We start from the raw sequence: 23,955 nt of genomic DNA on the forward strand, positions 1-23,955 counted from the left end.
AGATGAGGTTTTAGATGTCCCTGCTTGCGGAGCAGACCTGGACCCCGATGACGGCCGAGGAGCGCGCGCAGTTCGACCGCGACGGCTTCCTCGTGATTCCAGCGGTACTGAACCAGGACGAGGTGGCGACCGCGCGCACCGCGATCCTGAGGTCGAAGGAGAAGGCGGAGCGCGAGGGCGGCCTCGGGCCGACCGGCGCCCTGCACCAGCTTTCCGCGGTCACCAACAACCCGGAGCTGGCGTTCCTCCTGGACCACCCGAAGGCGTTCAAGTACATCTGGTCGATGCTCGGCTGGAACGTGCACGTCTACCACTCGCACGTGGATGTGCACCCGCAGATTCACGAGCGGCAGAAGGACTGGTGGCACTGGCACCAGGACGGCGGCCGGCAGAACCGCGAGCTGGAGACCGATCCCCGCCCGCGGATGTCGGTGAAACTCGCGTACTGGCTGTCGGACGTCAGCGAGACCGGCCGGGGCAACTTCACCGTGCTGCCGGGCAGCCACCTGACCAACTGGCTGCCGGGCCCGCCGTCGCGCGGCGTGCCGTGGCCGCAGCCCGAGGGCGCCCTCCAGATCACTGCGAACCCGGGCGACCTGGTCGTCTTCGACCGCCGCCTGTGGCACGCCCGGTCGGACAACTACTCGTCCATCACCCGGGTCGGCGCCTTCTTCGGCTACACCTACCGCTGGGTGGCCGGCCGCGACGAGGTTGCGGATCTGCCCAATTCCGCGGAGTGGGCGTCGTTCACGCCGGTGCAGAAGCAGTTGCTCGGCGGCGCCGGCGACGGCAGCGGCGACCACGCGTGGGGCCACTACCCGGAGACCACCCCGCTCTACGGCGAGCTCAAGCGCCAGGGGCTCCTCGACTCGAGCGTTCCCGCGCTCATTCCCTGACCCGGAGGGGCCGGCCGACACCGCGACCGGCCCCAGCCACATCGCCGCGGCACTATGTCTAACCTCTGTGGATGACCTTGCAATGGGAGCAGGTAATCGTCCACTCGGTGGACCCGGTGGCGCTGGGACAGTGGTGGGCAACGGCGCTCGGTTGGGTGGTCGTCCACTCCTCCGACGACGAGTTCGAGATCAGGCCGGCGGCGGATCGCACGCCGGGTCTGGATTTCGTCCGGATCGATGAGGTCAAGAAGGCCAAGAGCCGCTTGCACCTCGACTTCCGGCCCGACGACCAGGACGCCGAGGTGGCTCGCCTGGTGGCGCACGGCGCACAGCGGGTCGACATCGGCCAGGGTGATCAATCGTGGGTCGTCCTGGCGGACCCCGAGGGCAACGAGTTCTGCGTCCTCGGCCGGCTACAGGAGTAACGAACACACACGCGAAGGCCCCGGCTCATCGCCGGGGCCCTGCTTCGTTGCCGTACCGCTAGCCGGCCACGCCTGCGCCGGCCAGTGCGGCCTTGACCTGGACGATCGACGGGTTCGTCATCACGATCTCGGCGCCGCCGTCGGCGGGAACGATGCGGATCGTCGGCACGGTCTGGTTGCCGCCGTTGACGCTCATCACGAACTCGGCCGCGGCCGGGTCCTGCTCGATGTCGACGACCTCGTATCCGATCCCCTCCCGGTCGAACTGGGACTTGAGCCGGTGGCAGTAGCCACACCAGGGCGTCGAGTACATGGTCAACATCGGTCGGATTCCCTTCGCAGACATCACACGGCGGTACGCCATCCCTGGAAACGTCGGACGGGGGTGCCATGATTCCCGGTTGTGACAGCCGAACGTGTGCTCGCCGGTCTCGACCCCGATCAGCGTAGGGCGGTGACCGCCCCCGCGGGGCCGGTCTGCATCCTCGCCGGGGCCGGCACGGGCAAGACGCGTGCCATCACCCACCGCATCGCCTATCGAACCCTGAGGGGGGAGATCAGCGCCCGGCATGTGCTCGCCGTCACCTTCACCGCGCGGGCCGCCGCCGAGATGCGGGCCCGGCTCACCGGGCTCGGCGTCTCCCGGGTGCAGGCCCGCACGTTCCACGCGGCGGCGCTGCGCCAGGTCCGCTACTTCGCGCCCCGGCTGCTCGAGGGCCGGGCGATGCCGGAGCTGGTGGAGAGCAAGGCCCGGCTGGTCGCCCTCGCGGCCAACCGGGTGGGCGTCCGCGCCGACCGCACGGCCGCCCGCGACCTGGCCGGCGAGATCGAGTGGGCGAAATCCTCCCTGGTCGAGCCCGGTGAGTACGTCGTCGCCGCGGCCAAGGCGCTGCGCGAGCCGCCATATGAGGCCGCAAAGGTCGCCGAGATATTCGGTGCCTACGAGTCCCTGAAGCGCCGCCAGGGCGTCATCGACTTCGAGGACATGCTCCGCGCCGCCGTCTGGGGCATCGAGGAGCACCCGGACGTGGCCGAGCAGGTCCGCTCGCAGTACCGGCACTTCGTGGTCGACGAGTACCAGGACGTTAATCCGCTCCAGCAGCGGCTGCTGGAGGCCTGGCTCGGCGGCCGCGACGACATCACCGTCGTCGGCGACGCCAGCCAGACCATCTACTCGTTCACCGGTGCCACCTCGTCATATCTGGTCGACTTCCCGCGGCAGCGCCGCGAGGCGGTGGTGGTCCGGCTGGTCCGTGACTACCGCTCGACCCCGCAGGTCGTCGGCCTGGCCAACGCGGTGATCAAACAGGCCCGCGGCACCGAGGCCAAGCTGCGGCTCGAGCTGATCGGGCAGCGCCCGCCCGGCGCCGAGCCCGATCTCAAGATCTTCCCGGACGAGCCCGCCGAGGCCGTCGCCGTCGCCCGTCGCTGCCGCGACCTGATCTCCGCGGGCACCCCGGCGAGCGAGATCGCCGTGCTGTTCCGGACGAACGCCCAGTCCGAGGCCTACGAGAAGGCGCTCGCCGAGCTCGAGGTCCCCTATGTGATCCGCGGCGCCGAGCGCTTCTTCGAACGCACCGAGATCCGGCAGGCGATGATCGCGTTGCGCTCGGCCGTGCGCTCGACGCCGGGGGAGACCCCGCTGGTGCAGGCCGTCGTCGAGGCGCTCAGCGCGACCGGCTGGGCCCGGGACCGGCCGCCGCCGGGCGGTGCGCAGCGCGAGCAGTGGGAGGCGCTGGCCGCGCTTGTCGCGCTCGCCGAAGACTACGCCCGCTCGCCCGACCTGCTGCCGCTCGGCCAGGCCGGCGCGGTCCAGGTCGACCTGTCGCTGTCGGGGTTCTGCGAGGAGCTGTCCCGCCGCGCCGAGCAGCAGCACGCCCCGACGGTCGAGGGTGTGACGCTCGCCTCACTGCACTCCGCGAAGGGCCTCGAGTGGGACGCGGTCTTCCTCGTCGGGCTGGCCGAGGGCACCCTGCCGACGACCTATGCGAAGACCCCCGAGCAGATCGAGGAGGAGCGCCGCCTGCTCTACGTCGGGGTGACCCGGGCCCGGCAGTGGCTTTGGCTCTCCTACGGCCAGTCCCGCTCGCCCGGCGGCCGTGCCCGGCGGCCGTGCCGGTTCCTGCCGCAGCTCGGCCAGCGCGGCAACGGGCTGGAGAAGGCGGGCGAGCGCGGCGTGAGTCGGAAACCCGTCAATCGCCGGAACCTGGTGGTCTCCTGCCGGATCTGCGGCGGGACCCTGCTGGCGGGGGCGGACCGCAAGCTGGGCCGCTGCCCGACCTGCCCGTCCGATATCGACGAAGAGCTTTACGAGCGCCTGCTGGCGTGGCGCGCCGCCACCGCGGCGGAGCAGAAAGTCCCTGCATACGTCGTGTTCACCGACGCCACGATCGTGGCGATCGCGGAGCGCCGGCCGGGCGCCCCGCCGGAGCTGCTGGCGATCGCCGGGATCGGCCCCCGCAAACTCGGCCAGTACGGTGCCGCGGTGTTCGCTCTGGTGAGCGGCGACACCCCGCCGGGCGATGGCCCAGAAAACTTTGAAAACTAGTGCGTTAATTCGTTTGCCCTCCCCGGGCGGGCGGGCTTAGCCTCAGTGCACACCTGATGAGCGCGGGTTAAAACCGTGTTCATCAGTACCGAGAAACATCCGAGCGCAAGGCGATGGAGGAGGTGGCACCGATGAAGCTCAACTACACGATCGAGCGACCGTCGACGCTGCTTGCTGCTGTCTGCGCTCCGTCCGCTTCGTGGCTGCCCGAGTCCGCCCCCGTGGCGCTCGTGGCCGTTGAGCGGGCCCCGGCTCCGCAGGCGCACCAGATCCAGATCCAGGCCGAGCTGGTCCGGACTCTGGCAGTCGTCGATGGAAGCTACGGGACCACTGGGTTCGTGGGCAGCAACGGCACCTCCAAGCGCATGACGGATGGTGCCAGCGGTGTCCCGCCTCGAGGAAGGCCGGTCTAACAGACCAACCGGCTCACCTCGAGGCCGCGGAACCCGTAACCGGGATCCGCGGCCTTAATTTTTTTGCCGGCTCACCGGCCGGTGCACGACCTGTATCGCGATCCAGAAGATCGAGAAGAAGAGAGAGGTGACCGGGCTTTATGAGTCTGGCGCTGGCCCCACTCGACCTGAGCGTCGAGCTTGAGGCAAACCTGCCCTGTCGGAAGTTCGACCCGGACCTTTGGTTCTCGGACTCCCCGGCCCAGCTGGAGCTGGCCAAGTCGCTCTGCGGGGACTGCCCGCTGCGCGTCGAGTGCCTCGCCGGTGCGGTCGAGCGGAACGAGCCCTGGGGTGTCTGGGGCGGCGAGATCTTTGAGCGTGGCGCCGTCGTGCCGCGCAAGCGGCCCCGTGGCCGTCCCCGCAAGGTCGACGTCGCTCGCGACGCCGAGCTCCAGGTCGAGGTCGACGAGCGGCTCGCCGCTAACGGCCTCGAGTCCCGCAACTCGGTCCGCCTCGCGGCCTGAGCCACACACACCCTGATCAAGAGACGGAAAACATCGCTGTGAACACGAACGGAAGTCCGAAGGTGAAACTCATCCACGAAGCGCTCTCACGAGCACGAATGCGTCGGCCTCAGGCCGACCAACACCCTGAGGCACACCGACCCGCCCGCCAGATCGCGATGGAGGCCCGCCAGCGGGCTGCACGTGAGCGGGTATACCTCTGAGTAGATGAATCCGCAGGGCCCGTCCGCGTCACCGCGGGCGGGCCCTTTTTCTTGCTGGGCGGGCGTCGCGGCCGGTGGCCGCGAGGCGGTTGTGGGTTTTCCTTGCTGGGCGGGCGTCGCGGCCGGTGGCCGCGAGGCGGTTGTGGGTTTTTTCTTGCTGGGCGGGCATCGCGGCCGGTGGCCGCGAGGCGGTTGTGGGTTTTTTCTTGCCGGGCGGGCGTCACAGCCCGTGGCCGCGAGGCGGTCGCGGATCGGTTGATCCGATTCACTCCGGCGAGCGACCCGGCGATCTCGTCCCGGTCCGGGGCGCTGCAGCCAGACGATCGGCGGCCCGCGCCGACGCGCGGTGGGCGAGCGGTGGCGGGGACTGCCGCTCACCCGCACCGTGAATCGGTCGGTGCCCGGCTTATGCGACGGGTGCGAAGCCGGGTAGCCACTTCAGCAGGATCGAGCGGTACGGGGCCTGGGCCTCCAACTGGCACAGCACCCCGATCGAGCCCAGCGTCACCCGGTGGATCAGCAGGTATGACGGTGGGAGGTTCAGCTTGCGGCTGAGCTGGAAGGCCGGGGACTTCGGGCTCGACAGGCGGGTCGCCTCGCCGCGGATCCAGGAGCGGGTGAAGCGGAACTCGTCCACCGCGACCGGCTCGATCATCGGGCGCAGGAAGCTCAGCACCGCCACGGCGTCGAGGTCGTCGGTCTGCTTGATGAAGCCCTCCGCGCGCAGGCCGTCCGCCACCGCCTCGGCATCGCCCCCCAGCGCCAGGCGGACCAGCCGGCCGATCGGCTCCGGGTGGCCGCCGGGCAGCCGGGCCACCGCGCCGAAGTCGATCACGCCGAGGCGGCCGTCGGGGAGGATGCGGAAGTTGCCGGGGTGCGGGTCGGCGTGCAGCAGGCCGGCCCGGGCCGGCGCGGAGAAGTGCAGGGTGGCCATCAGGCGGCCGGCCTCGTCGCGTTCGGCGGGGGTGCCGTCGCTGATGACCTTGGCAAGCGGGGTGCCCTCGACCCACTCGGTGACCAGCACCCGGGGCGCGGAGGCCACGACCCGGGGCACGTAGATCTCGGGGTCGTCCGCGTACGCGGTGGCGAACGCGGTCTGCGCCTCCGCCTCCATCGCGTAGTCGAGCTCCTCGGTGACCCGCGCGCGCAACTCGTCGAGCAGCGGCTTCATGTCCATGCCCGGCTGAATGACCTTGAACATGCCGGCCAGCCGGCCGAGCTGCTTGAGATCGGCGAGCAGGGCCTCGCCGGCGCCGGGATATTGCACCTTGACGGCGACGTCGACCGTCGCCGGCAGGTCGCCGTCGTGGGCCGGCGGCCGCTTCCACACCGCGCGGTGCACCTGGCCGATGCTCGCGGCGGCGGCCGGGCTGTCGTCGAACTCGGCGAACAGCTCCCGCCAGTCCGCACCGAGCTGCTCGGCCAGCGCCTTGTGCACGCTCGCCACCGGCATCGGCGGCGCGGCCTCCTGAAGCTTGGTCAGCGCCTGCCGGTACGGCGCCGCCATCGACTCGGGCATCGCGGCCTCGAAGACCGACAGGGCCTGCCCGAACTTCATCGCGCCGCCCTTGAGCTGGCCCAGGACGCTGAAGAGCTGATCGGCGGTGCGCTGCTGGATCTCGGCGGAGATGACATCCGTGGCGATGCCGGTCACCCGCTTGCCGAGCCCTAGCACCGTACGTCCGGCGAAGCCGAGGGGCAGGGCGGCGAGTTTAGCGGTGCGGGACGCCGCACGCCGCGGGATGTCGGTCACCAGATCATTGTTACCGACGTCAACGAGTTCGACCGCCCTGGATGTGGTCGTCCGTCACCTGGTGCGCCGAAAGTCCGATTACGGACCGTGGTCGCGCGTCGGTCGGCGGCGGCACGGGCACGAGGGGTGCGGCGCCCAGGTGCGGCGGCGGAAGCGCCCCGGTCTGCTGATCTCCACCTCGGCGCCAAGGGTCTCCGGGGTGTCGCCGTCGAGGAAGGCCAGCGCCTCGGCGGCCAGGTAGGCCGTCGCGGCGAGCAGCGTCGCCGCGGCGCACGGCTCGGCCGGCACGGTCGCGGATGCCGGCGGTGCCGCCGCGTCGGGCCAGGTGGGTCCCCGCTCGCGGCGGTGCAGGTCGACGCAGCCCAGGCAGGGCGACGTCGCGGGCGGCACCAGCGGGCCGACCAGCACCCGGCCCTCGCGGATCGACGCGGCGAGGCAGGGCCGGCGGCGCTGGGCGCGGCCGATCGAGGACAGGGCCGGGTGCGGGTAGCCGCCGAGCCGGATCACCAGGGACGCGGCTCCCCGCCGTACCGTCCGGGTGTCGGTGCCCGGCGCCGCACGCTGGATGGCCTCCGCCGCGGCCTCGGACCGGGGCCTGCCGATGTCGGCGGCGGTCAGCGGGCCGCCGGGGGTCTCGTGGCGGTCGACCGGGCCGGTCAGGTCGGGATGGACGTGGCCGACGCCCGCCGCGGCGAGGGCAACGGCGACACCGGGCGCGAGGCGGGCCCGGCCGGTGACGACGACCCGGGCTGCCGCCCTGCGGCGCAGCGTCCGGGCCGGGTAGGCGGCGCCGGCCGAGAACGCCAGCGCGCCCGCCTCGCCGGTCAGGCGCTCCGGCATAGCCGGCGGGAAGAGGCGCTGCGCCGGGACCACCAGGCCGGCGGCGTGCAGGGTGTCGAGCAGGGTGCGTGCCTCGTCGGGGCGCATGCCGAAGGAGCCGGCCCGGGCGAGGGCGAGCCGCTCGGAGCGGGAGCCGTCCAGCAGATCGAGCAGCCCGGCGGCGCTCGGCTCGGGCAGGTCGATCAGGACGGCGCGCGGCGGGTCGAGGCCGAGTTGCAGCGTCCGCGGCGTGTGCCAGATGCGCGGAAGGCCCGGCAGCAGGGTGGGGCGGGGCAGCGGCGTACGGCTCATGAGGTGACACGGTGTCATGGCTCGGGCGCGCTGGGGATTGTTGTCCACAGGCCTGCCCGCCCGACAGCAGGGTTATCCACAGGAATTGCGGAGTTATCCACAGATGCCTGGGGGTTGGGCTAATAACTCAACGTGTCTGGATGCACACGGGTTATGACCCGGCCGGGTGACCGCGGCGGTTCGAGTCGACGGGGACGGCCCGGTGGCCGCCCCCGTCGCGGTCGTTCGATGCGGTCAGGCCTTGGCCTTGCCCAGGATCCGGTTGACCGTCGTGCCGCAGACCGGGCACTTGCCCTTGGCCATGTTCATGCCGGTCTTCGAGACCTCGACGGTGCCCTGGAAGTCGCGCTTCTCCTTGCACTTAACGCAGTAGCCGTTGTACGTGTTGTCGGCCACGATTCCTCCTCGTCATGTTGTCGGCCGGGTCGGCCCGGTGCCTTGCTCGCGGCGACAGGCCGCGATCTGTGTTCGGCGCTGGACCGCTCCGCAACCAAGTGAACGTGGCCACCCCGCTCGGGCGGTCACTACCCAGGTCCGGCCATTTCCATGTCAGCGCGGCGTCGGCGCGTGTCGTCGACGGCCTGAGTGTGCCGGTCGAGATGCCCCTTTTTCGGCAGATACGGACAGACACGCCGACGAAGTGCTGCAGAAGCGCAGAAAAGGGACGTTCAGGCCGCCTCGTTCCCGACCTTACGCAGGTTAGGCCAGGGGGCGTGTTGCGGCGCTGCAAAATATTTTCGGATTTTTAGGGACGTAGCTCACACTTTGGGTGCGTGTCGTTTCTCGTACCCTTGCGGTGACCTGGCCCTGACGGATTAACGTCGCAATGTGAACCCTAGTGTGGGCTGCGCGGGCCGGTAATGGCCAGGACGCGCAAGCCTGTCGTCGAAGTGCGGCGCAGCCAGCGCCGTCGTCGTACGGTGTCCGCGTACCGAGAGGGCGAACGGGTCGTCGTCCTCATCCCCGACCGGTTCTCGCGCGCCGAGGAGACCGAGTGGGTGGAGCGGATGCTTGCCCGCCTCGCGGCCCGGGAGGAGCGCGTCAGGCATACGGACAGCGAGCTGCTGATCCGAGCCCGGCGCCTGGTCTCCCGCTACTTACCCGACCACGCCGATGACATAGTGCCGGCCAGCGTCCGCTGGGTGACGAACCAGAACGGCCGCTGGGGCTCCTGCACGCCGGAGGACGGCACGATCCGGATCTCGCACCGCATCCAGGAGATGCCGGAGTGGGTGGTCGACTACGTGCTGCTGCACGAGCTGGCGCACCTGGTCGTGCCGAGCCACAACGCGGAGTTCTGGGAGCTGGTCAACCGCTACCCGCGTGCGGAACGGGCCCGCGGCTTCCTGGAAGGCGTCTCGGCGGCGACCGGGCTGGTCATGGCCGACGACACACCTACCCTTCAGGGGTGACGAGACGTGTCGTAGTTGCCCTGCTGACCCCGGTCGGCTGGAGCCCGCCCGGGGTTGACCTGCTGAAATGGCGAACCGCGCTGGCCGAGGACGTGGTCGACCTGCTCGCCATGCTCGCGCAGGCCGAGCCGGCCATCGCCGCGCGGCCCGAGGACCGGGCGCTGGCCGAGGAGATCGGCTGGCCCGGCATGCGCATCTACGACGTGCCGACGGCGACCGTGCTGCCCGTGCTGAAGGCGGCCGCCGCCGACGGCTTCGATCAGGCGGCGGTCATCGCGGCGGACGCGGCCGACGTGCCCGGCATGATCCTCGGCAAGCTCCTGCGCCCGCTGACGACCAGGCCCGTTGCGGTCGCGCCGGCCTGCGGCCAGGGCCTGCTCGGCGTCGCGGCGCGGCTACCCGCGCCGGACTGGCTGCCCGACCACGACCTGGACACGGCCACCCCGGTGAGCCTGAGAAGGTCGGCCCCGAACCCCGGCGACATCCAATCGACGGCCGATTGGCGCCGCCTACGCGGCCCCGCGGACCTGGCAACCCTCGACCCGGCCCTGGAGGGCTGGGAAAACACCCGGACCATCCTCGGCGGCTGACCCCCGAGCCCACCCCGCCGCGAGCGGTCGGGGTTGGGGTTGGGGTTGGGGAGCACGGACCTGGCAGGGTGCGGGGATCCGTTCAGGAGCGCCAGCGACTGGATCCCCGCGCCCGGTCTCGGCGGGAGCGACGGTCAGCACCATGCAACCAGGCACGACATGGTCCTGCCGTTGACCTTCACCTGCTCCGGTCTCGGCGGGAGTGACGGTAACCATGCAACCAGGCACGACACGGTCCTGACCTTGATCTACTCGTCGTCTTTGCCGAGGTTGTCGAGTTCTGAGATGTCCCAGTCCAGCCGCGACTGGGCGAACTTCTGCGGGTCCGCGAAGTCCTCGTCGGTCGGCAGCAGGTCCGGGTGGTCCCACAGCGCGTCGCGGCCCGCGACGCCGCGGTGCTCGGTCACCGCCGCCCACAGGGCGCCGGCCTCACGCAGCCGGCGCGGCCGCAGCTCGAGGCCGACCAGGGCCGCGAACGTCTGCTCGGCCGGGCCGCCCGCCGCGCGCCGGCGCCGGAACGCCTCGCCCAGCGCGGCCACCGACGGGAGCCGCTCGCCCGCGGCGCTGTCCACCACGTGGCCGACCCAGCCCTCGATCAGTGCGAGCGCCGTCTCGAGCCGGGCCAGCGAGGCCTTCTGCTGCGGCGTGTCCTCGGGCGTGAAGATGCCCTCGAGCGCCATCTGCTGCATCGACTCCGGATCGGACGGGTCGACGCGGCTCATCGCCTCCTCGATCGCCTCGCGGTTGACCGTGATGCCGTTGGCGTAGGTCTCCACCGCGCTCAGCACGTGCGCGCGCAGCCACGGCACGTGCTGGAACAGCCGCTGGTGCGCCGCCTCGCGCAGCGCGACGTAGAGGCGAACCTGATCCTCGGGGAGCTCCAGGCCGTCGCCGTACGCCTTGATGTTGGCCGGGACCAGGGCGGCCGTGCCGGCCGGGCCGAGCGGCAGGCCGATGTCGCCGGCCGAGAGGACCTCCGCGGCGAGCTGGCCGAGCGCCTGGCCGAGCTGGCCGCCGAAGAGCGCGCCGCCGAGCGTCGCCACCATCGACTGCATCGGGCCGAGCTGGGCCCGGGCCTCCTCGGGCACCAGGTCACCCATGGCGCCGACCATCTGGCCCGCGATCGGGTCGCACAGCTTCTTCCACACGTCGAGCGTGTTGTAGACCCACTCGTTCCGGTTCCAGGCCGTCGCGTCGCGGACGCCGGACGGCAGCGCGGACGCCGGGTCGAGCCAGAGGTCGGCGAGGCGCAGGGCCTCGGAGACCGCGTTGTGCTCGTACATGTTCACCGCGGGGTCGCCGGACGCGCTGAGCTGGCTGGCCGCCACCTGGCGGGCCAGATCCCAGTTGACCGGGCCGCTACCCGGCGCGGCGAACATCTGCTGCAGCTGATTCATGAACTGCTGCATCTGCTGCGGGTCGGAGGGGTCGGGCGGCTGGGCGCCCGGCAGGCTGAAGCCGAACGGGATATCAGGCACGTACCCAACCGTACGCGCGTTGGCGGCCTTAGTGACCGATGCCGGTGTCAGCTCAGAGAGAACTCAGTTTCGGTTGGTACGGTCACGCGCATGAGACGTCGCGGTGTCACGGTCATTCTCGGCGCCCTGATCACCGCACTGCTGGCAGGTGGTGTCATGGCCATCCCCTTGCCGTACGTGGTGCTGAAGCCCGGTCCGACCGTCAACACGCTCGGCTCGGACAACGGCAAAGAGGTCATCCAGGTGACGAAGGCGGACACCTCGACCTCCAAGGGCCAGCTCCGGCTGACCACCGTCGGGGTGCAGCCGAGCGTCGAGCTGGTCTGGGCGATCCGGGGCTGGTTCAGCGACGAGCAGGCCGTCGTCCCGCGCGAGCTGATCTACCCGCCCGACCAGAGCGAGCAGCAGGTCGAGGAGCAGAACGCCGAGGAGTTCAAGTCCTCCCAGCACAGCGCCGTGACCGTCGCGCTGCGCGAGCTGGGCTACCCGGTGCAGACGTTCGTGACCGAGGTGAGCAAGGACGGGCCGTCGGCCGGCGTGTTGCAGAAGGACGACGTCATCACCTCCGTCGACGGCACCGAGGTGACGAGCCCCGACAAGCTCACCCAGCTCGTGCAGGCCAAGCCGGCGGGTACACCGCTGAAGATCGGTTACACCCGGGCGGGCAAGGCCGGCACCGCGACCGTGACCACGAAGGCCGCCGAGAGCGGCGGCACCCCGCGCATCGGCGTCGGCATCGACAAGAAGCAGCCGCACCCGTTCGACGTCAACATCGACCTGGACGAGATCGGCGGCCCCAGCGCCGGCCTGATGTTCACCCTGGGCATCATCGACAAGCTGCGGCCGGCGGACCTCACCGGCGGAAAGATCATCGCGGGTACGGGCACCATCGACGACGAGGGCAACGTCGGCCCGATCGGCGGCATCCCGCAGAAGCTGGTCGGCGCCAAGGAAGCGGGCGCTCAACTCTTCCTGGTACCGGCCGATAATTGCGCCGAAGCGGTGCGAAATGCCGTGCCCGGCCTGCCCATGGCCGAGGTGGCCACCGTGGATGACGCCCTGACCGCGCTACAGACCTTCACCAGCGGCGGCACCCCCAAACCCTGCCCCGCTGCGTAACAATCGGCACAGGCGCCCCAGACGGAACAGCGCAACACCCGTAGTGTGAAAAACCGGTCCGACTTTGTGGGGTTCACGTTGGTCATGCGTAACAGTCCTCTACCGAGGATGAGCCGGCGCGGTCGCGTGACCGTCGGCGTCCTCGTGGGGGTCTTCCTCCTTTTCACGTTGCTCGGCTGGGGCATCGACGCGTACACCGACTACCTGTGGTTCGACGAGGTCAACTTCACAGGTGTCTACACCGGCGTACTGGTGACCCGCCTGCTGCTCTTCCTCGTCATCGGGCTCGCGATGGCACTGGTGATCGCAGCCAACCTCTACCTCGCCTACCGGCTCCGACCGCTGCTGCGGCCGCACTCGGCCGAGCAGGCGACGCTCGAGCGGTACCGGATGGTCATCCAGCCGCGGCTCGGCACCTGGATCACGGTCGTCTCGGCGGTCATCGGCTTCTTCGCCGGCCTGTCCGCGCAGAGCCGCTGGAAGGACTGGGTGCTCTTCCAGAACTCGCAGTCGTTCGGCGCCAAGGACCCCCAGTTCGGCGTCGACATCGGCTTCTACATCTTCGAGTACCCGCTCTACCGCTACCTCCTCGGCGTCGGCTTCACCGCGATCGTGCTGTCGGTGATCGGCGCGCTCGCCGTGCACTACATCTTCGGCGGCGTACGCCTGCAGGGCGTCGGCGACCGGATGACCTCGGCGGCACGGGCGCACCTGACCACGCTTGTGGCGCTGTTCGTGCTGCTCAAGGCCGTCGCCTACATCCTCGACCGGCGCGCGCTGCTGCTCGAGCAGCACGTCTCACCGGGCCTGTACGGCGCCGGCTACACCGACGTCAACGCGCTGATGCCGGCCAAGGAGATCCTGGCCTACATCTCGATCGTGGTGGCGATCGCGATCATCGTGTTCTCCAACGCGGTGATGCGGAACCTGGTCTGGCCCGGCGTCGCGCTGGCCCTGCTCGCCATCTCCGCGGTCGCGATCGGCGGCATCTACCCGCTGGCGGTGCAGAACTTCCAGGTGCAGCCGAGCCTCGCGGACAAGGAAGCGCCCTACATCAAGCGCTCGATCGACGCGACGAGAGCCGCGTTCGGGCTGTCGGAGACCGAGGTCCGGCCGTACGCCGCGTCGTCGACGAGACCGCCGGCGACGCTCGCCTCGGACACCAGCGCCCAGAACGTCCGGTTGATAGACCCGCAGCTGGTCTCCGAGGCGTACACCCAGCAGCAGCAGGTCCGCGGCTTCTACGACTTCGGCCCGAAGCTGGACGTGGACCGCTACACGCTAGCGGACAACAAGCCGCAGGACTACGTGGTCGGCGTCCGAGAGATCAACGACAACGCGCTGACCACCCAGCAGCAGAACTGGCTGAACCGGCACACCGTCTTCACGCACGGCTACGGCATGGTGGCGGCCCCCGCCAACCAGGTCGTCTGCGGCGGCCTGCCGTACTTCGTCTCCGGCTTCCTCGGCGACGACCAGCAGCCCGGCTGCGCCTCGGCGAATGAGGAGATCAAGGTCGACCAGCCCCGGATCTACTTCGGCGAGCAGTCCACCGAGTACGCGATCGTCGGCCAGAAGGACGAGACCAAGAAGACCGAGTTCGACCGGCCGCAGCCGAACAACAACAACGCCGAGGAGCGCTACACCTACGAGGGCGCCGGCGGCGTGCCGATCGGCTCCTCGTTCCGCCGGCTGGTCTTCGCGATCAAGAACACCGAGAGCAACTTCCTGCTCTCGGACGCGGTGAACGACAACTCCCGCCTGATGTACGTGCGTGACCCCCGCTCCCGCGTGGAGAAGGTCGCGCCGTTCCTCACCATCGACGGCGACCCGTACCCGGCGGTGGTCGACGGGCGGATCAAGTGGATCCTCGACGGCTACACGACCGCGGCGACGTACCCGTACGCGCAGCGGATCAACCTCCAGGAGGAGACGACCGACGAGCTCACCAACCGGGGCACGGTCGCGCTCGCCAGGGACAACATCAACTACATGCGCAACTCGGTGAAGGCGACCGTCGACGCGTACGACGGCACGGTGACCCTCTACGAGTTCGACGACCAGGACCCGCTGCTCAAGGCCTGGAACCAGGCGTTCGGCGGCAAGCTGATCACGCCGAAGGCGGAGACGCCGCCGGCCCTGGCCGCGCACTTCCGCTACCCGGCCGACATGTTCAAGGTGCAGCGCAACCTGCTGGCCCGGTTCCACGTCACGGAGGCGAGCGAGTACTTCACCGGCCAGGACTTCTGGCAGGTGCCGAACGTGCCCGACGACCCCGACAGCGAGGTCAAGCAGCCGCCGTTCTACCTGAACGTGCAGCTGCCGGGGCAGGACGGCACCCGGTTCCAGCTCACCTCGGCGGTGACCCCGAACAACCGGGACAACCTGGCGGCGCTGATCTCCGGGTCGTACGTCGACAACAAGCCCCGCCTGGAGATCCTGGAGCTGCCGGACCAGACCGCCATCCAAGGCCCGGTGCAGGTCCATCAGCGGATGACGAACAATTCGATCGTACGGTCGGAGCTGACCCTGCTGTCCAACAGCAACCAGTCGCAGGTCCTGTTCGGCAACCTCATCTCGCTGCCGGTCGGCGACGGCATGCTCTACGTCGAGCCCGTGTACGTCAAGAGCGGGCAACAGGACGCCGTACCGCTGCTCCAGAAGGTCCTGATGTCGTACGGCGACGGCGGCACCTACGTCGTGCTGGCGAACAACCTGAAGGAGGGCCTGGACAAGCTCGTCGCGCAGGGCAAGAGCAACCAGCCCACGACGAGCACTCCACCGGGCAACGAGCAGCCACCGCCGGGCAACGGCCAGCCGGTGCTCACGGGCCAGCTGGCCCAGGCGGCGGCGGACCTGGACAAGGCCATCGCGGACGTGAAGCTGGCCCAGCAGTCGGGCGACTTCGCGAAGTACGGCGCGGCGCTCCAGGCGCTGGACGTGGCGATGACCAACTTCCAGAACGCGCAGAAGGCGGCGGGCGCGGCAACCACGCCGACGACGGGCCCGTCGACCCAGCCATCGGTCAACCCGTCCGTGAGCTCGTCGGCACCGACACCGACAGCAAGCGGCTGACCTGACCACACGCAGCGCGGCCCGCCGGGTTACCGGCGGGCCGCGTTCGCATGTGTGGCAGGTTACGGCGCCCCGTTTTGCATGCGGGTCCGACCGCAGGCTAGGCTGTGTACATACCGACGCGGGGTGGAGCAGCTCGGTAGCTCGCTGGGCTCATAACCCAGAGGTCGCAGGTTCAAATCCTGTCCCCGCTACTAGCATTATCGCAGGTCAGGACGCGGTTCCCCACTTTCGGGGGGCCGCGTTTTTTGATCTTCATCCGGGCATCGTCCGGGCACACCGAAGGGCACGACCCGGCACGGTGGGTTTTCGATGGGTTGATCCTCGTGTTGCCGGCCGGGGTGCCTGTATCAGTCGCAGGCCGACGTCGTTCGGTAACAGATCGACGGCCGTGATGCCGGAGCCGACCGCGGCGGTGACCAGCGGTGGGTAGCCGACCCCGACCCTGTTGGCCAATCCGTTCGCGCCGCCAGGGTGGTAGGCGAGTCGTTCAAGTCGGAGCGTGTGGATCTGGAGACTTTGTGATGGTCCTGAGTGGATCATGACAGGGCGGGCGCGGCTTCGATGCTTGAGGTGCCGAAGCCCGGGTTGGGCCCAGTTAGGGTGATACACCGTATGCCACGCTATAAACGCCGACATCAGCCGATAAACTCAGACCGTCCAGGTGGGACTTTCGTCGAGCAGACCTGGGCTTTCCGCGGAGCCGCATCAACGAACGGCGGGGAGCGCTATGACAAAGAACCATCTGCCAGTCGAGAAACGCGATGTGGTCCGGCGGCATCTGATCGGCAGAGTGGCGGTCGTTGCCGGTCTGGCCGTCGCGGCGACCGGCGCCGCCCCGGCGGCGGCCCATGCGGCCTTGCCGCCCGGCTGCACCCAGAGCGGCAGTACCGTGACGTGCCCATTCGCGTTCACGGGAGCCGAGCAGACGTTCGTCGTGCCGACCGGCGTGACGGCGCTGTCGGTCACCGCAGTCGGCGCCGCGGGCGGCGGCGGGTTCGGGACCGGGTCACCCGGGCGGGGTGGTGTCGCCTCGGCCACGCTTTCCGTGACGCAGGGTTCGACGTTGTACGTCGAGGTCGGCGGAGTGGGCGAGGATCTCACTGCGGTTGGTGCTCCCGGTGGGGCCGGTGGATTCAACGGTGGTGGGCAGGGCGACAGCGGTGATCCTGGGAGCGACGGGTTTCCCGGTGGTGGTGGCGCCAGTGATGTGCGGACCGCCAGCGGCGGCGCCAATCCGGCAGGCACCGGGCTGAGCTCCCGCCTGATCGTCGCCGCCGGTGGCGGCGGCCAGGGGCGCATTGCCGGCGGCGGCGACGCCGGTCAACCCGGGGGCGGCGGCGGGGGCGGCGGCGCGGGCACGCAGACAGCAGGCGGCGCCGGGACGCCGCCAGGGACAGGCGGAACGCTGGGGCAGGGCGGCGTCGGCGGCCCACCACCGGACATCACGTTCATTCCCGCGAACCGTGGCGGTGGCGGTGGTGGCGGCGGCCTGTACGGCGGTGGCGGTGGCGGCGCCGACGCCGGTGGCGGCGGTGGGTCGTCGTTCGTGCCCGCGGGCGGCACGACCGGCGTGACCGGCGATCCAGCCTCGGTCGTAATCTCCTACCAGGTGCCGAAGTACAGCTTCGGCGGGTTCATTCTCCCGACGCTCAACCCGCCGGCAGTCAACCTCTTTCTGAAGGGTGGCCAGTACACGCTCCAGTGGCGACTACGCGACAAGGCAGGCGCCGTCGTCTCCACACTCTCGGCGGTCACGTCACTCACGTACAAGCCGACCAAATGCACAGCGTTCACCACCGACCCCACAGGGTCGACGCCGGCTGCCTCGACCGGCACGGGACTGACCTACAACACCACGACCAAGACCTACCGCTTCCCGTGGAAGACACCAGCGACGGCGGGCTGCTACACACTGTTCCTCACCCTGGACACTGGCCAGGTCTTCCACGCCTACTTCGGCCTGACGTAGCGGGGAGAACTATTGCCCGCGAAACTGGTCGGTCCCCCGGCGGGCGCGGTGGCTGTGCGGGATCTTATTTTTCGTCGGTCGTGTTCGTGGGGAACAGTGCTTCTTGGCGGGCGCGTCGGTATCGGGTGCTTTTGCTGCGGGGGACGTTTCCGACCAGGTCTACTGTTCCCTCCTCTCGCATGATGGTCAGCCAGCGGCGGACCGTCTGGTCGCTGAGTCCGGTCCGGATGGCTAGTTCGGTTCGTGAGAGCGTTTCGTCGCCGAGGGCGGCGAGCAGGGCCGGGCGGCGGTCTGCCCGGGGTGTGGTGCCGCTGATGCGGGAGGCCGGGCGCGGTGCCAGCCGATAATGCGCCCAGCGTCGGGTTCCGCTCTGGGCGACGAGTTCGCGGGCGACGAGATCTTGGAGTTCGGTGGTCGCCACGCGTGAATCGACGCCGGTCGCGGCCCGGTAGGAGCGGTTGTCCAACATCTCTTCCTCACGGAGGATCGCCAGAGCGACGCACTGGCTGTCGGAGAGGCCTTGCTCGCCGAGGCCGCTGATCCAGCCGAGGGTCTCTTCGGACAACAGGGTGTGATTCGGGAAGGTGACGATGAAGGACGAGACGCGGTCCTCGAACTGAGGCGGGCTCATGCCGGCGCTCAGGAGCGCGTCGAGCATCGAGCGGATGCCGGAGCCGCGGTTCTCGCAGACGGTGCGTGTCTCGCCGGGCAGCGGAACGTCTTCGAGCAGTTTCATCAGGGTGGCGTTGCGCGCCGAGGAGATACCTTCCTCGCCGAGATTGTCGACTGTGACCGGGCCGAACAGGCCACCGGGGCTCTTGATTACCAGGCGGTCGGGGTACATCTCGACCTGGATCTGGGTGCCTCTTGCACTGCCTGACAGATCCCGGTGCACCAGCGCGTTGACGACCGCCTCGCGCAATGCGGTTTCGGGATACTCCCAGCTGTCCTGACGGCCCGCGCCGGTCACCACCGCCCGGCGCGACATGTTTCGGCGGATGGCGGCCAGAGCATCGCGGGCCATTACCGGTATCGGGCCTTCGAGGGCAACGTTGTCCAGGAAGCGCTGCCCGGTGGCGGACTGCGCGCCGGCGGCGGTCGGGTAGTGGACAAAGGTGAGCATGAGCTGTGGGAATCGCTCCTGAGGGTAGGAGCCGAGGGCCAGCAGGCCGGCGAGCGAGACCTCGTCTTTGCCGTCCGGCGCGGATACGAGGACCTTGGCCCGGCGCAGGACGGCGAGGCGGTCGAGGTCCTGGAACGCGTACGGCCTGCTGGTGCGCAGCCGCGCGATCAGGGCGTCAACACCTGCCGGCGCCAGATCGCCGATCTCCGCGCCGGGTACCGCCTGCTCGTCATCTCGTGGCTGGCCTCTTGAGGACAGCACTATCTGGACTTCGTAGGCCGACAGGCGCCTGTCGCCGTCGCTGACCCGGATGAAGCTGCCCTTGTGCATTCCCGCCCCGATGTAAAAGCACGGCCGTTGGGCCGGATCAAGTTCGGGAATCTCCGCGACTACTACCCGCTCGCCCTCAAATTGGTGGATCCGTATGAGTGGCTTTATCGGGGGATCCATCTCTGACGAGCACATCGACGCGAAGTCAGCCGCGAGCTTCGCCGGGTTCGTCAGGCCGACGGCGGCGAAGCCCCGGCCTTCGTCGAGGCCCAGAATGACGACACCACCGCGCGTGTTGGAGAACGCGGAGAGTGTCTCCCGGAGAGACTTCGGCAGTCCTCCGCCGCTGCTCTTCACCTCGACGTCGGCGATGTCCGCGCCGAGGACGCGCAGGTTCGCAACGATCTCGCCCAGCTCGGCGTCAAGCACCACAGCTCCCCGGTCATCCCGTCATGCCAACTAGCATGATAGCTAGCATGATGGGTTTCAGGTGGATACGGCGGCCGGGCAAAGCGAAGGCCCCCAGAGAATCTCTCCGGGGGCCTTGCACGTGGTAGCGGGGACAGGATTTGAACCTGCGACCTCTGGGTTATGAGCCCAGCGAGCTACCGAGCTGCTCCACCCCGCGTCGGCAAGTGCAACGCTAGCACGCCGCCGGCCGTCAGCCCTTTTCGGGGCGGACGGAGCGCCAGACGCGTTGCGCCCAGTCCAGGGAATCCGGGTCGTCGTAGACGCAGACCAGGTGCAGGACCGAGCCGGGTACGGCGACGAAGCCGTGCAGGTTGTGCACGATGCGGCCGTCGCCGAGGGCCGGGCGCCAGAAGGCGTGGCGGCGGAGGTCGCCGTCCTCCTCCGTGAGTTCGCCGTCGCGGTCCCGGGGGGCGTCCTCGGTCAGCGCGGTGATCACGTCGGCGGGGGAGAGGCCGGGCGGCGGGCCCAGCGAGTCCAGGTGCACCGTGCGGCCGGGGCCGGCGAAGTAGAGGCGGTTCTCGTGCCACTTGAGTTCCAGGCCGGCCGAGCGCTCCAGTGACCAGCGCTCGGTGATGCGCTGCCGCACCGGGGTGGGCAGGGCGGGGGTGAGGCGGCTCAGCACCTCGTCGTGGTCCCACTCCTCGTGCAGGATGCGGTACAGCAGGGTGCCCTCGTCCGCCACCAGGTACGGGATCGACTCGAGTTCGCGGACCTCGGCCCGGCCCGGGGCGCCGAGCAGGTCGTCCCAGGGCTTGACGTCGTTCGAGACGGTGCCCTCCAGCCGCAGGTCCGCGTACGCGGGGGTCTCCCAGATCTCGTGCGCGTGCCGCAGCGAGTCCGGGTCGACTTGAAGCCAGACGGAGAACTCGATGCTGCCGCCGCCGGTCAGGCGCACCGGCATCAGGCAGCGGACGAACGCGCCGATGCCGTCCGCCTGGCGCAGGTGGTGGTTGCCCCAGGTCGCCTCCCGCTCCGCCTCGGAGAGGGCGAGCATCGGGTCCGGCCAGGCTGAGCGGATCGCGAACTCGACCGGGGACAGGGCGCCGTGGCAGCACGGGCAGTCAGGCAGGTGATCAGGCACCCGGGCACCCTACCCACCCGATGCGGCCCTCCGGCAGGCGCCGGAGGGCCGTTCCTGACCAGCCGCTCAGCAGTAGGTCTTGCCCTTGTCGCTCGTCCACTTGCAGGTGTCGATCGACTTGCCGGCCGGGGTACGCAGGTACGCGGTGTCGCCGCCGTTGTTCCACACGTAGCCGGTGCGGTTCCAGTAGCGGTGCCGCGCGTCGGGCCTGCCGTTGGTGCCCTTGCCGGTGTGCAGGTAGACGTAGGCGCCGGCGGCGACGCGCTGGTCGGTGGTGACCGTGTAGACGTGCCCGGCCGCGTCGCGGACCGTCCACCCCTTGAGGTTGATCGTCGCCTTGGTCGTGTTGAGCAGGCGGACGTACTCGGCGTTCAGGCTGGTGTTGCTGCCGGTGTCCTTGCCCGGCGAGTTGTAGACGATCTTCGAGAGCAGCACGTCGCCGGCCTTCGGCGCCGGCGTGGTCGGCACCGGCTTGGGCGCCACGGTCGCAGTGGGCGGCGCAACGGTCGCTGTGGGCGCCACGGTCGCCGTGGGCGTCGCCGTGGACGTCGCCGTGGCCGTGGGCGTTGCCGTGGCCGTCGGGGTGGCCGTCGGCGTCGGCGTCGGCGTCGGGGTGGGAGTGGGGGTGGGGGTGGGTGTCGGCTCCGGGTCGGTCCCGCCGCCCGTGCCGCCGCCGCTTCCGCCGCCGACGTTGAGCGAGACCGACGTGGTCTGCCCGGCCAGCAGGTTGTTCTCCGCGTCGGGGTCGATCACGGCGCGGTAGGTCTTCGTGCCCGAGCCCTGCCCGTTCAGGGTCGTCGTGAAGACGGCCGCCGGGTTGGAGGTGTAGCCGCCCGCGACGTCGGTCCAGGCGGCGCCCTCCTTGCGCTGGACGTGCACCTGGAGGCCCGGCTGGCCCGGGTCGGCCGCGACCTTCACCTCGACGGTGCCGTCCAAGGCGGTCATCGTCATGGTCGGGATGATCCCCACCGCGACGATGATGCGCCTCGACTCGACGCCGTTCGCCTTCACGTAGAAGCGGAAGCCGGAGTCGACAAGCCGGTTCAGCGTGTAGTCGCCAGAGCCGTTCGCCTTCGTGGTGACGTATCCGCCGGTGACGTAGTCGGGCGAGGGGTAGAAGTCGTTCCAGATGTACGCCGACTCGTACAGCTCGACGGTCGCGCCCACGGGCGCCGTACCGGTGATGGTGATCTCACCGAAGCCGGTGCGGCTCGCCGGCGCCGAGATGGTCGGCGCCGCGTCGGCGGCGGCCGCGGGGGCGGCCAGGCCGAGAGCGGCCGCGCAGCCGATCGTCGCGAATATCGCCGTCTTACGTGCACGCATCAGCAGGTTCTCCTCGTGGTTTAGGGCCAGCGCAGCGTAGTCGGAGTAACGGAAAGTAGTCACCCCTCTGGAAGGGCGGGGAATTTCACACGTAAAGTCACATACAGTCATGACGGATGGTGACGGGAGGTAATCGGCATCTCGGACTCCGTGCCCGAAAAGCGGCCGGTATACCGTCGTCACGTGGTCACCCTCGAGCTGCGCGCGGACTGCGGCCGGTGCGCCGGGCTGTGCTGCGTCGCGCCCGCCTTCGCCAGGTCCGCCGACTTCGCCATTGACAAGCCCGCCGGGCGGCCCTGTCCCAACCTCGCCGAGGACTTCCGGTGCGGCATCCACGAGCGGCTGCCCGAGAAGGGCTTCCGCGGCTGCGTCGTCTTCGATTGCTTCGGGGCCGGCCAGCAGGTCACCCAGGTGACGTTCGGCGGCCGGGACTGGCGGGGCGCGCCCGGCGCCGCCGGGCAGATGTTCGCGGTGCTGCCGGTCATGCGGCAGATCCACGAGCTTCTCTGGTACGTGAGCCAGGCGCTGGAGCTGCCGGCGGCGCGCCGGCTGCGGCCGCGCCTGGAGGCGGCGTTGGAGGAGGCCACCGCGCTTGCCGGCGGGACACCCGACGAGCTGCTGGCCCTCGACGTCGCCGAGTTCCGGGGCAAGGTCAACCCGTTGCTGGTGAAGGCGAGCGAGCTGGCCCGGGCCGGTACCCGGCGCGCCGATCACCGCGGCGCGAACCTGATGGGGCGCCGGATGAGGGGCGCCGACCTGCGCGGTGCGAGCCTGCGCGGCGCCGTACTGATCGGTGCCGACCTGCGCGGTGCCGACCTGCGCACGGCCGACTTCACCGGAGCGGATCTGCGGGGTGCCGACCTGCGGGGCGCCGACCTGACCGGCGCGCTGTTCCTCACCGAGTCGCAGGTCAAGGCCGCGGTGACCGACGAGACGACCAGGCGGTGAGACCGGCGCTCACCGCGCACCCGGTCCGAACAGGACCTAGGATGGATCTCGGCGAGGACCGAGGCCTCCACGGGAGCGTGTTGACATGCAGGTGTCCGGCCTGGTCTGGTCGCTGACGGTCGTCGGCGTCATCGGACTGATCGCCTTCGACTTCTACTTCCACGTCCGGCGCGCGCACATACCCTCGCTGCGGGAGGCGGCCGCCTGGTCCGCCGGCTACGTCGGCGTCGCCGTCCTCTTCGGCCTCGCCGTGTTCGTCTTCGGCGGCCCGGACGTCGGCGCCGAGTTCTTCGCCGCCTGGCTGACCGAGAAGGCGCTGTCGGTCGACAACCTCTTCGTCTTCCTGGTGCTGCTCGGCAGCTTCAAGGTGCCGCGCGCCGAACAGCAGAAGGTGCTGCTCTTCGGCATCGTGTTCTCGCTGATCGCCAGGACCGGCTTCATCTTCCTCGGCGCCGCTCTGATCAACTCCTTCGCCTGGATCTTCTATCTGTTCGGCCTGATCCTGCTGGTCACGGCCGGCAGCCTGCTCAAGGGCGACGACAGCGACGACCGTTCCGCGGACAACGTGATCATCCGGATGGCCCGGCGGTTCGTGCGCACCTCCGAGGAGTACGACGGCGACAAGCTCTTCACGGTCCGGGACGGCAAGCGGGTCCTGACCCCGATGCTGCTGGTCATGATCGCCATCGGCGGCACCGACATCCTGTTCGCGCTGGACTCGATCCCGGCCGTCTTCGGCCTCACCCAGAGCGTCTACCTGGTCTTCACCGCGACCGTGTTCTCGCTGCTCGGCCTGCGTCAGCTCTACTTCCTGCTCGACGGCCTGCTGGACCGGCTCATCTACCTGTCCTACGGGCTCGCCGCGATCCTGGCCTTCATCGGGGTGAAGCTGATCCTGCACGCCATGCACGAGAACAACGTCCCGTTCATCAACGGCGGCGATCCCATCGACGTGGTGGAGATCAGCACCGGCGCGTCGCTGATCTTCATCGTCGGCGTACTGGTTATCACGGTGGTCGCCTCGCTGCTCAGCCCGAAGGGCCGGGCGCAGACGTACGTCGCCGCGGCGCGCCGGCACGCCAAAGAGTTCCTCGACATCGAGACCGACCCGAAGTACTGCGACGAGATCTACCACCGGCTCGTCATCGAGGAGGAGCACCTCAGGAGCCTGCCGGAGCGGTACCGGGCCCGGATCCGCCAGGAGTCCGAGCTGATGGACCT

19 protein-coding genes, 2 tRNA genes and 1 pseudogene are annotated in these 23,955 nt (G+C 69.7%); 13 read left to right on the top strand and 9 right to left on the bottom strand.

From position 1 onward, the window contains the following. The first annotated feature begins 14 nt into the window (after positions 1–14). Together BJ971_RS02795 and BJ971_RS02800 are read left to right on the top strand one after the other, a co-directional pair. Positions 15–896, top strand: a complete 882-nt coding sequence (locus tag BJ971_RS02795) for a phytanoyl-CoA dioxygenase family protein (protein WP_184989511.1) — start codon at positions 15–17, stop codon at positions 894–896. A 71-nt stretch (positions 897–967) separates the two neighbouring features. Next, positions 968–1,321 carry a VOC family protein gene (locus BJ971_RS02800; protein ID WP_184989513.1) on the top strand — a complete coding sequence of 118 codons (354 nt, stop codon included), beginning with the start codon at positions 968–970 and terminating at the stop codon, positions 1,319–1,321. A 58-nt stretch (positions 1,322–1,379) separates the two neighbouring features. Here BJ971_RS02800 and BJ971_RS02805 read toward each other — a convergent pair whose 3' ends face one another. Further along, entirely contained in the window at positions 1,380–1,643 is a 264-nt protein-coding gene (locus BJ971_RS02805) for a mycoredoxin (RefSeq protein ID WP_184989515.1), read from the bottom strand. 81 nt (positions 1,644–1,724) lie between these two features. Here BJ971_RS02805 and BJ971_RS02810 point away from each other — a divergent pair, with 81 nt between their 5' ends. The 3 genes from BJ971_RS02810 (at position 1,725) to BJ971_RS02820 (ending at position 4,785) form a co-directional block, all read left to right on the top strand. Continuing rightward, a complete protein-coding gene (locus tag BJ971_RS02810) occupies positions 1,725–3,869 on the top strand; it encodes an ATP-dependent DNA helicase UvrD2 (RefSeq protein ID WP_184989517.1) in 2,145 nt (714 codons plus the stop codon). 131 nt (positions 3,870–4,000) lie between these two features. Beyond that, positions 4,001–4,282, top strand: coding sequence for a hypothetical protein (locus tag BJ971_RS02815; RefSeq protein ID WP_184989519.1), 282 nt, complete (start codon positions 4,001–4,003; stop codon positions 4,280–4,282). A 140-nt stretch (positions 4,283–4,422) separates the two neighbouring features. Further along, entirely contained in the window at positions 4,423–4,785 is a 363-nt protein-coding gene (locus tag BJ971_RS02820) for a WhiB family transcriptional regulator (protein ID WP_184989521.1), read from the top strand. A gap of 609 nt (positions 4,786–5,394) precedes the next feature. Here BJ971_RS02820 and BJ971_RS02825 read toward each other — a convergent pair. The 3 genes from BJ971_RS02825 to BJ971_RS02835 all read right to left on the bottom strand — a co-directional run bounded on the left by BJ971_RS02825 (position 5,395) and on the right by BJ971_RS02835 (position 8,268). Beyond that, positions 5,395–6,741 carry an ABC1 kinase family protein gene (locus BJ971_RS02825; protein ID WP_184989523.1) on the bottom strand — a complete coding sequence of 449 codons (1,347 nt, stop codon included), beginning with the start codon at positions 6,739–6,741 and terminating at the stop codon, positions 5,395–5,397. A gap of 78 nt (positions 6,742–6,819) precedes the next feature. Beyond that, positions 6,820–7,872, bottom strand: a complete 1,053-nt coding sequence (locus tag BJ971_RS02830; protein ID WP_184989525.1) for a hypothetical protein — start codon at positions 7,870–7,872, stop codon at positions 6,820–6,822. A gap of 234 nt (positions 7,873–8,106) precedes the next feature. Continuing rightward, positions 8,107–8,268, bottom strand: coding sequence for a DUF5679 domain-containing protein (locus BJ971_RS02835; RefSeq protein ID WP_015625326.1), 162 nt, complete (start codon positions 8,266–8,268; stop codon positions 8,107–8,109). Positions 8,269–8,732: 464 nt separating this feature from the next. Here BJ971_RS02835 and BJ971_RS02840 point away from each other — a divergent pair, with 464 nt between their 5' ends. Both BJ971_RS02840 and BJ971_RS02845 read left to right on the top strand, forming a co-directional pair. After that, entirely contained in the window at positions 8,733–9,284 is a 552-nt protein-coding gene (locus BJ971_RS02840) for a M48 metallopeptidase family protein (RefSeq protein WP_184989527.1), read from the top strand. Beyond that, complete coding sequence (locus BJ971_RS02845) at positions 9,281–9,874, top strand: hypothetical protein (protein ID WP_184989529.1); 594 nt, start codon at positions 9,281–9,283, stop codon at positions 9,872–9,874. Before BJ971_RS02840 ends, BJ971_RS02845 begins: the two co-directional genes overlap by 4 nt. Positions 9,875–10,122: 248 nt before the next feature. Here BJ971_RS02845 and BJ971_RS02850 read toward each other — a convergent pair whose 3' ends face one another. After that, positions 10,123–11,352, bottom strand: coding sequence for a zinc-dependent metalloprotease (locus BJ971_RS02850; RefSeq protein WP_184989530.1), 1,230 nt, complete (start codon positions 11,350–11,352; stop codon positions 10,123–10,125). A gap of 90 nt (positions 11,353–11,442) precedes the next feature. Between BJ971_RS02850 and BJ971_RS02855 the strand changes: the two genes are divergently transcribed. The 4 genes from BJ971_RS02855 (at position 11,443) to BJ971_RS02870 (ending at position 17,518) form a co-directional block, all read left to right on the top strand. Further along, a complete protein-coding gene (locus tag BJ971_RS02855; RefSeq protein ID WP_184989532.1) occupies positions 11,443–12,471 on the top strand; it encodes a YlbL family protein in 1,029 nt (342 codons plus the stop codon). A gap of 108 nt (positions 12,472–12,579) precedes the next feature. Continuing rightward, on the top strand, positions 12,580–15,546 hold the full coding sequence (locus tag BJ971_RS02860; protein ID WP_239087601.1) for a UPF0182 family membrane protein: 2,967 nt from the start codon (positions 12,580–12,582) through the stop codon (positions 15,544–15,546). A gap of 120 nt (positions 15,547–15,666) precedes the next feature. Beyond that, positions 15,667–15,740: transfer RNA gene (locus BJ971_RS02865), tRNA-Met, on the top strand. Positions 15,741–16,276: 536 nt separating this feature from the next. Then, a complete protein-coding gene (locus BJ971_RS02870; protein WP_184989536.1) occupies positions 16,277–17,518 on the top strand; it encodes a PxKF domain-containing protein in 1,242 nt (413 codons plus the stop codon). A gap of 64 nt (positions 17,519–17,582) precedes the next feature. Here the strand turns inward: BJ971_RS02870 and BJ971_RS02875 are convergent, their stop codons facing one another. From BJ971_RS02875 to BJ971_RS40865, 4 genes are all read right to left on the bottom strand, one after another. Next, on the bottom strand, positions 17,583–19,340 hold the full coding sequence (locus BJ971_RS02875; RefSeq protein WP_184989539.1) for an ATP-binding protein: 1,758 nt from the start codon (positions 19,338–19,340) through the stop codon (positions 17,583–17,585). A 122-nt stretch (positions 19,341–19,462) separates the two neighbouring features. Next, positions 19,463–19,539, bottom strand: a tRNA-Met gene (locus BJ971_RS02880). Between the two features lie 33 nt (positions 19,540–19,572). Beyond that, positions 19,573–20,463, bottom strand: a complete 891-nt coding sequence (locus BJ971_RS02885) for a DUF2199 domain-containing protein (protein WP_184989541.1) — start codon at positions 20,461–20,463, stop codon at positions 19,573–19,575. Between the two features lie 66 nt (positions 20,464–20,529). Beyond that, positions 20,530–21,786, bottom strand: coding sequence for a lamin tail domain-containing protein (locus tag BJ971_RS40865; RefSeq protein WP_239087602.1), 1,257 nt, complete (start codon positions 21,784–21,786; stop codon positions 20,530–20,532). A 183-nt stretch (positions 21,787–21,969) separates the two neighbouring features. Here BJ971_RS40865 and BJ971_RS02895 point away from each other — a divergent pair, with 183 nt between their 5' ends. Beyond that, the gene (locus BJ971_RS02895) at positions 21,970–22,734 is read left to right on the top strand and encodes a pentapeptide repeat-containing protein (RefSeq protein WP_203709461.1); all 765 of its coding nucleotides are present in this window, start codon (positions 21,970–21,972) and stop codon (positions 22,732–22,734) included. A gap of 85 nt (positions 22,735–22,819) precedes the next feature. Beyond that, a pseudogene (locus BJ971_RS02900) lies at positions 22,820–23,806 on the top strand (TerC family protein); the annotation flags it as partial. Positions 23,807–23,955 lie beyond the last annotated feature (149 nt).

The organism is Amorphoplanes digitatis (assembly GCF_014205335.1).
GTDB lineage: Bacteria > Actinomycetota > Actinomycetes > Mycobacteriales > Micromonosporaceae > Actinoplanes > Actinoplanes digitatus.

Coding starts and splice junctions, on each gene's coding strand:
- BJ971_RS02870 (WP_184989536.1), top strand. CDS start 16,277: ATGACAAAGAACCATCTGCCAGTCGAGAAACGCGATGTGGTCCGGCGG.
- BJ971_RS40865 (WP_239087602.1), bottom strand. CDS start 21,786: ATGCGTGCACGTAAGACGGCGATATTCGCGACGATCGGCTGCGCGGCC.
- BJ971_RS02860 (WP_239087601.1), top strand. CDS start 12,580: ATGAGCCGGCGCGGTCGCGTGACCGTCGGCGTCCTCGTGGGGGTCTTC.
- BJ971_RS02830 (WP_184989525.1), bottom strand. CDS start 7,872: ATGAGCCGTACGCCGCTGCCCCGCCCCACCCTGCTGCCGGGCCTTCCG.
- BJ971_RS02855 (WP_184989532.1), top strand. CDS start 11,443: ATGAGACGTCGCGGTGTCACGGTCATTCTCGGCGCCCTGATCACCGCA.
- BJ971_RS02795 (WP_184989511.1), top strand. CDS start 15: ATGTCCCTGCTTGCGGAGCAGACCTGGACCCCGATGACGGCCGAGGAG.
- BJ971_RS02840 (WP_184989527.1), top strand. CDS start 8,733: ATGGCCAGGACGCGCAAGCCTGTCGTCGAAGTGCGGCGCAGCCAGCGC.
- BJ971_RS02805 (WP_184989515.1), bottom strand. CDS start 1,643: ATGTTGACCATGTACTCGACGCCCTGGTGTGGCTACTGCCACCGGCTC.
- BJ971_RS02800 (WP_184989513.1), top strand. CDS start 968: ATGACCTTGCAATGGGAGCAGGTAATCGTCCACTCGGTGGACCCGGTG.
- BJ971_RS02820 (WP_184989521.1), top strand. CDS start 4,423: ATGAGTCTGGCGCTGGCCCCACTCGACCTGAGCGTCGAGCTTGAGGCA.
- BJ971_RS02815 (WP_184989519.1), top strand. CDS start 4,001: ATGAAGCTCAACTACACGATCGAGCGACCGTCGACGCTGCTTGCTGCT.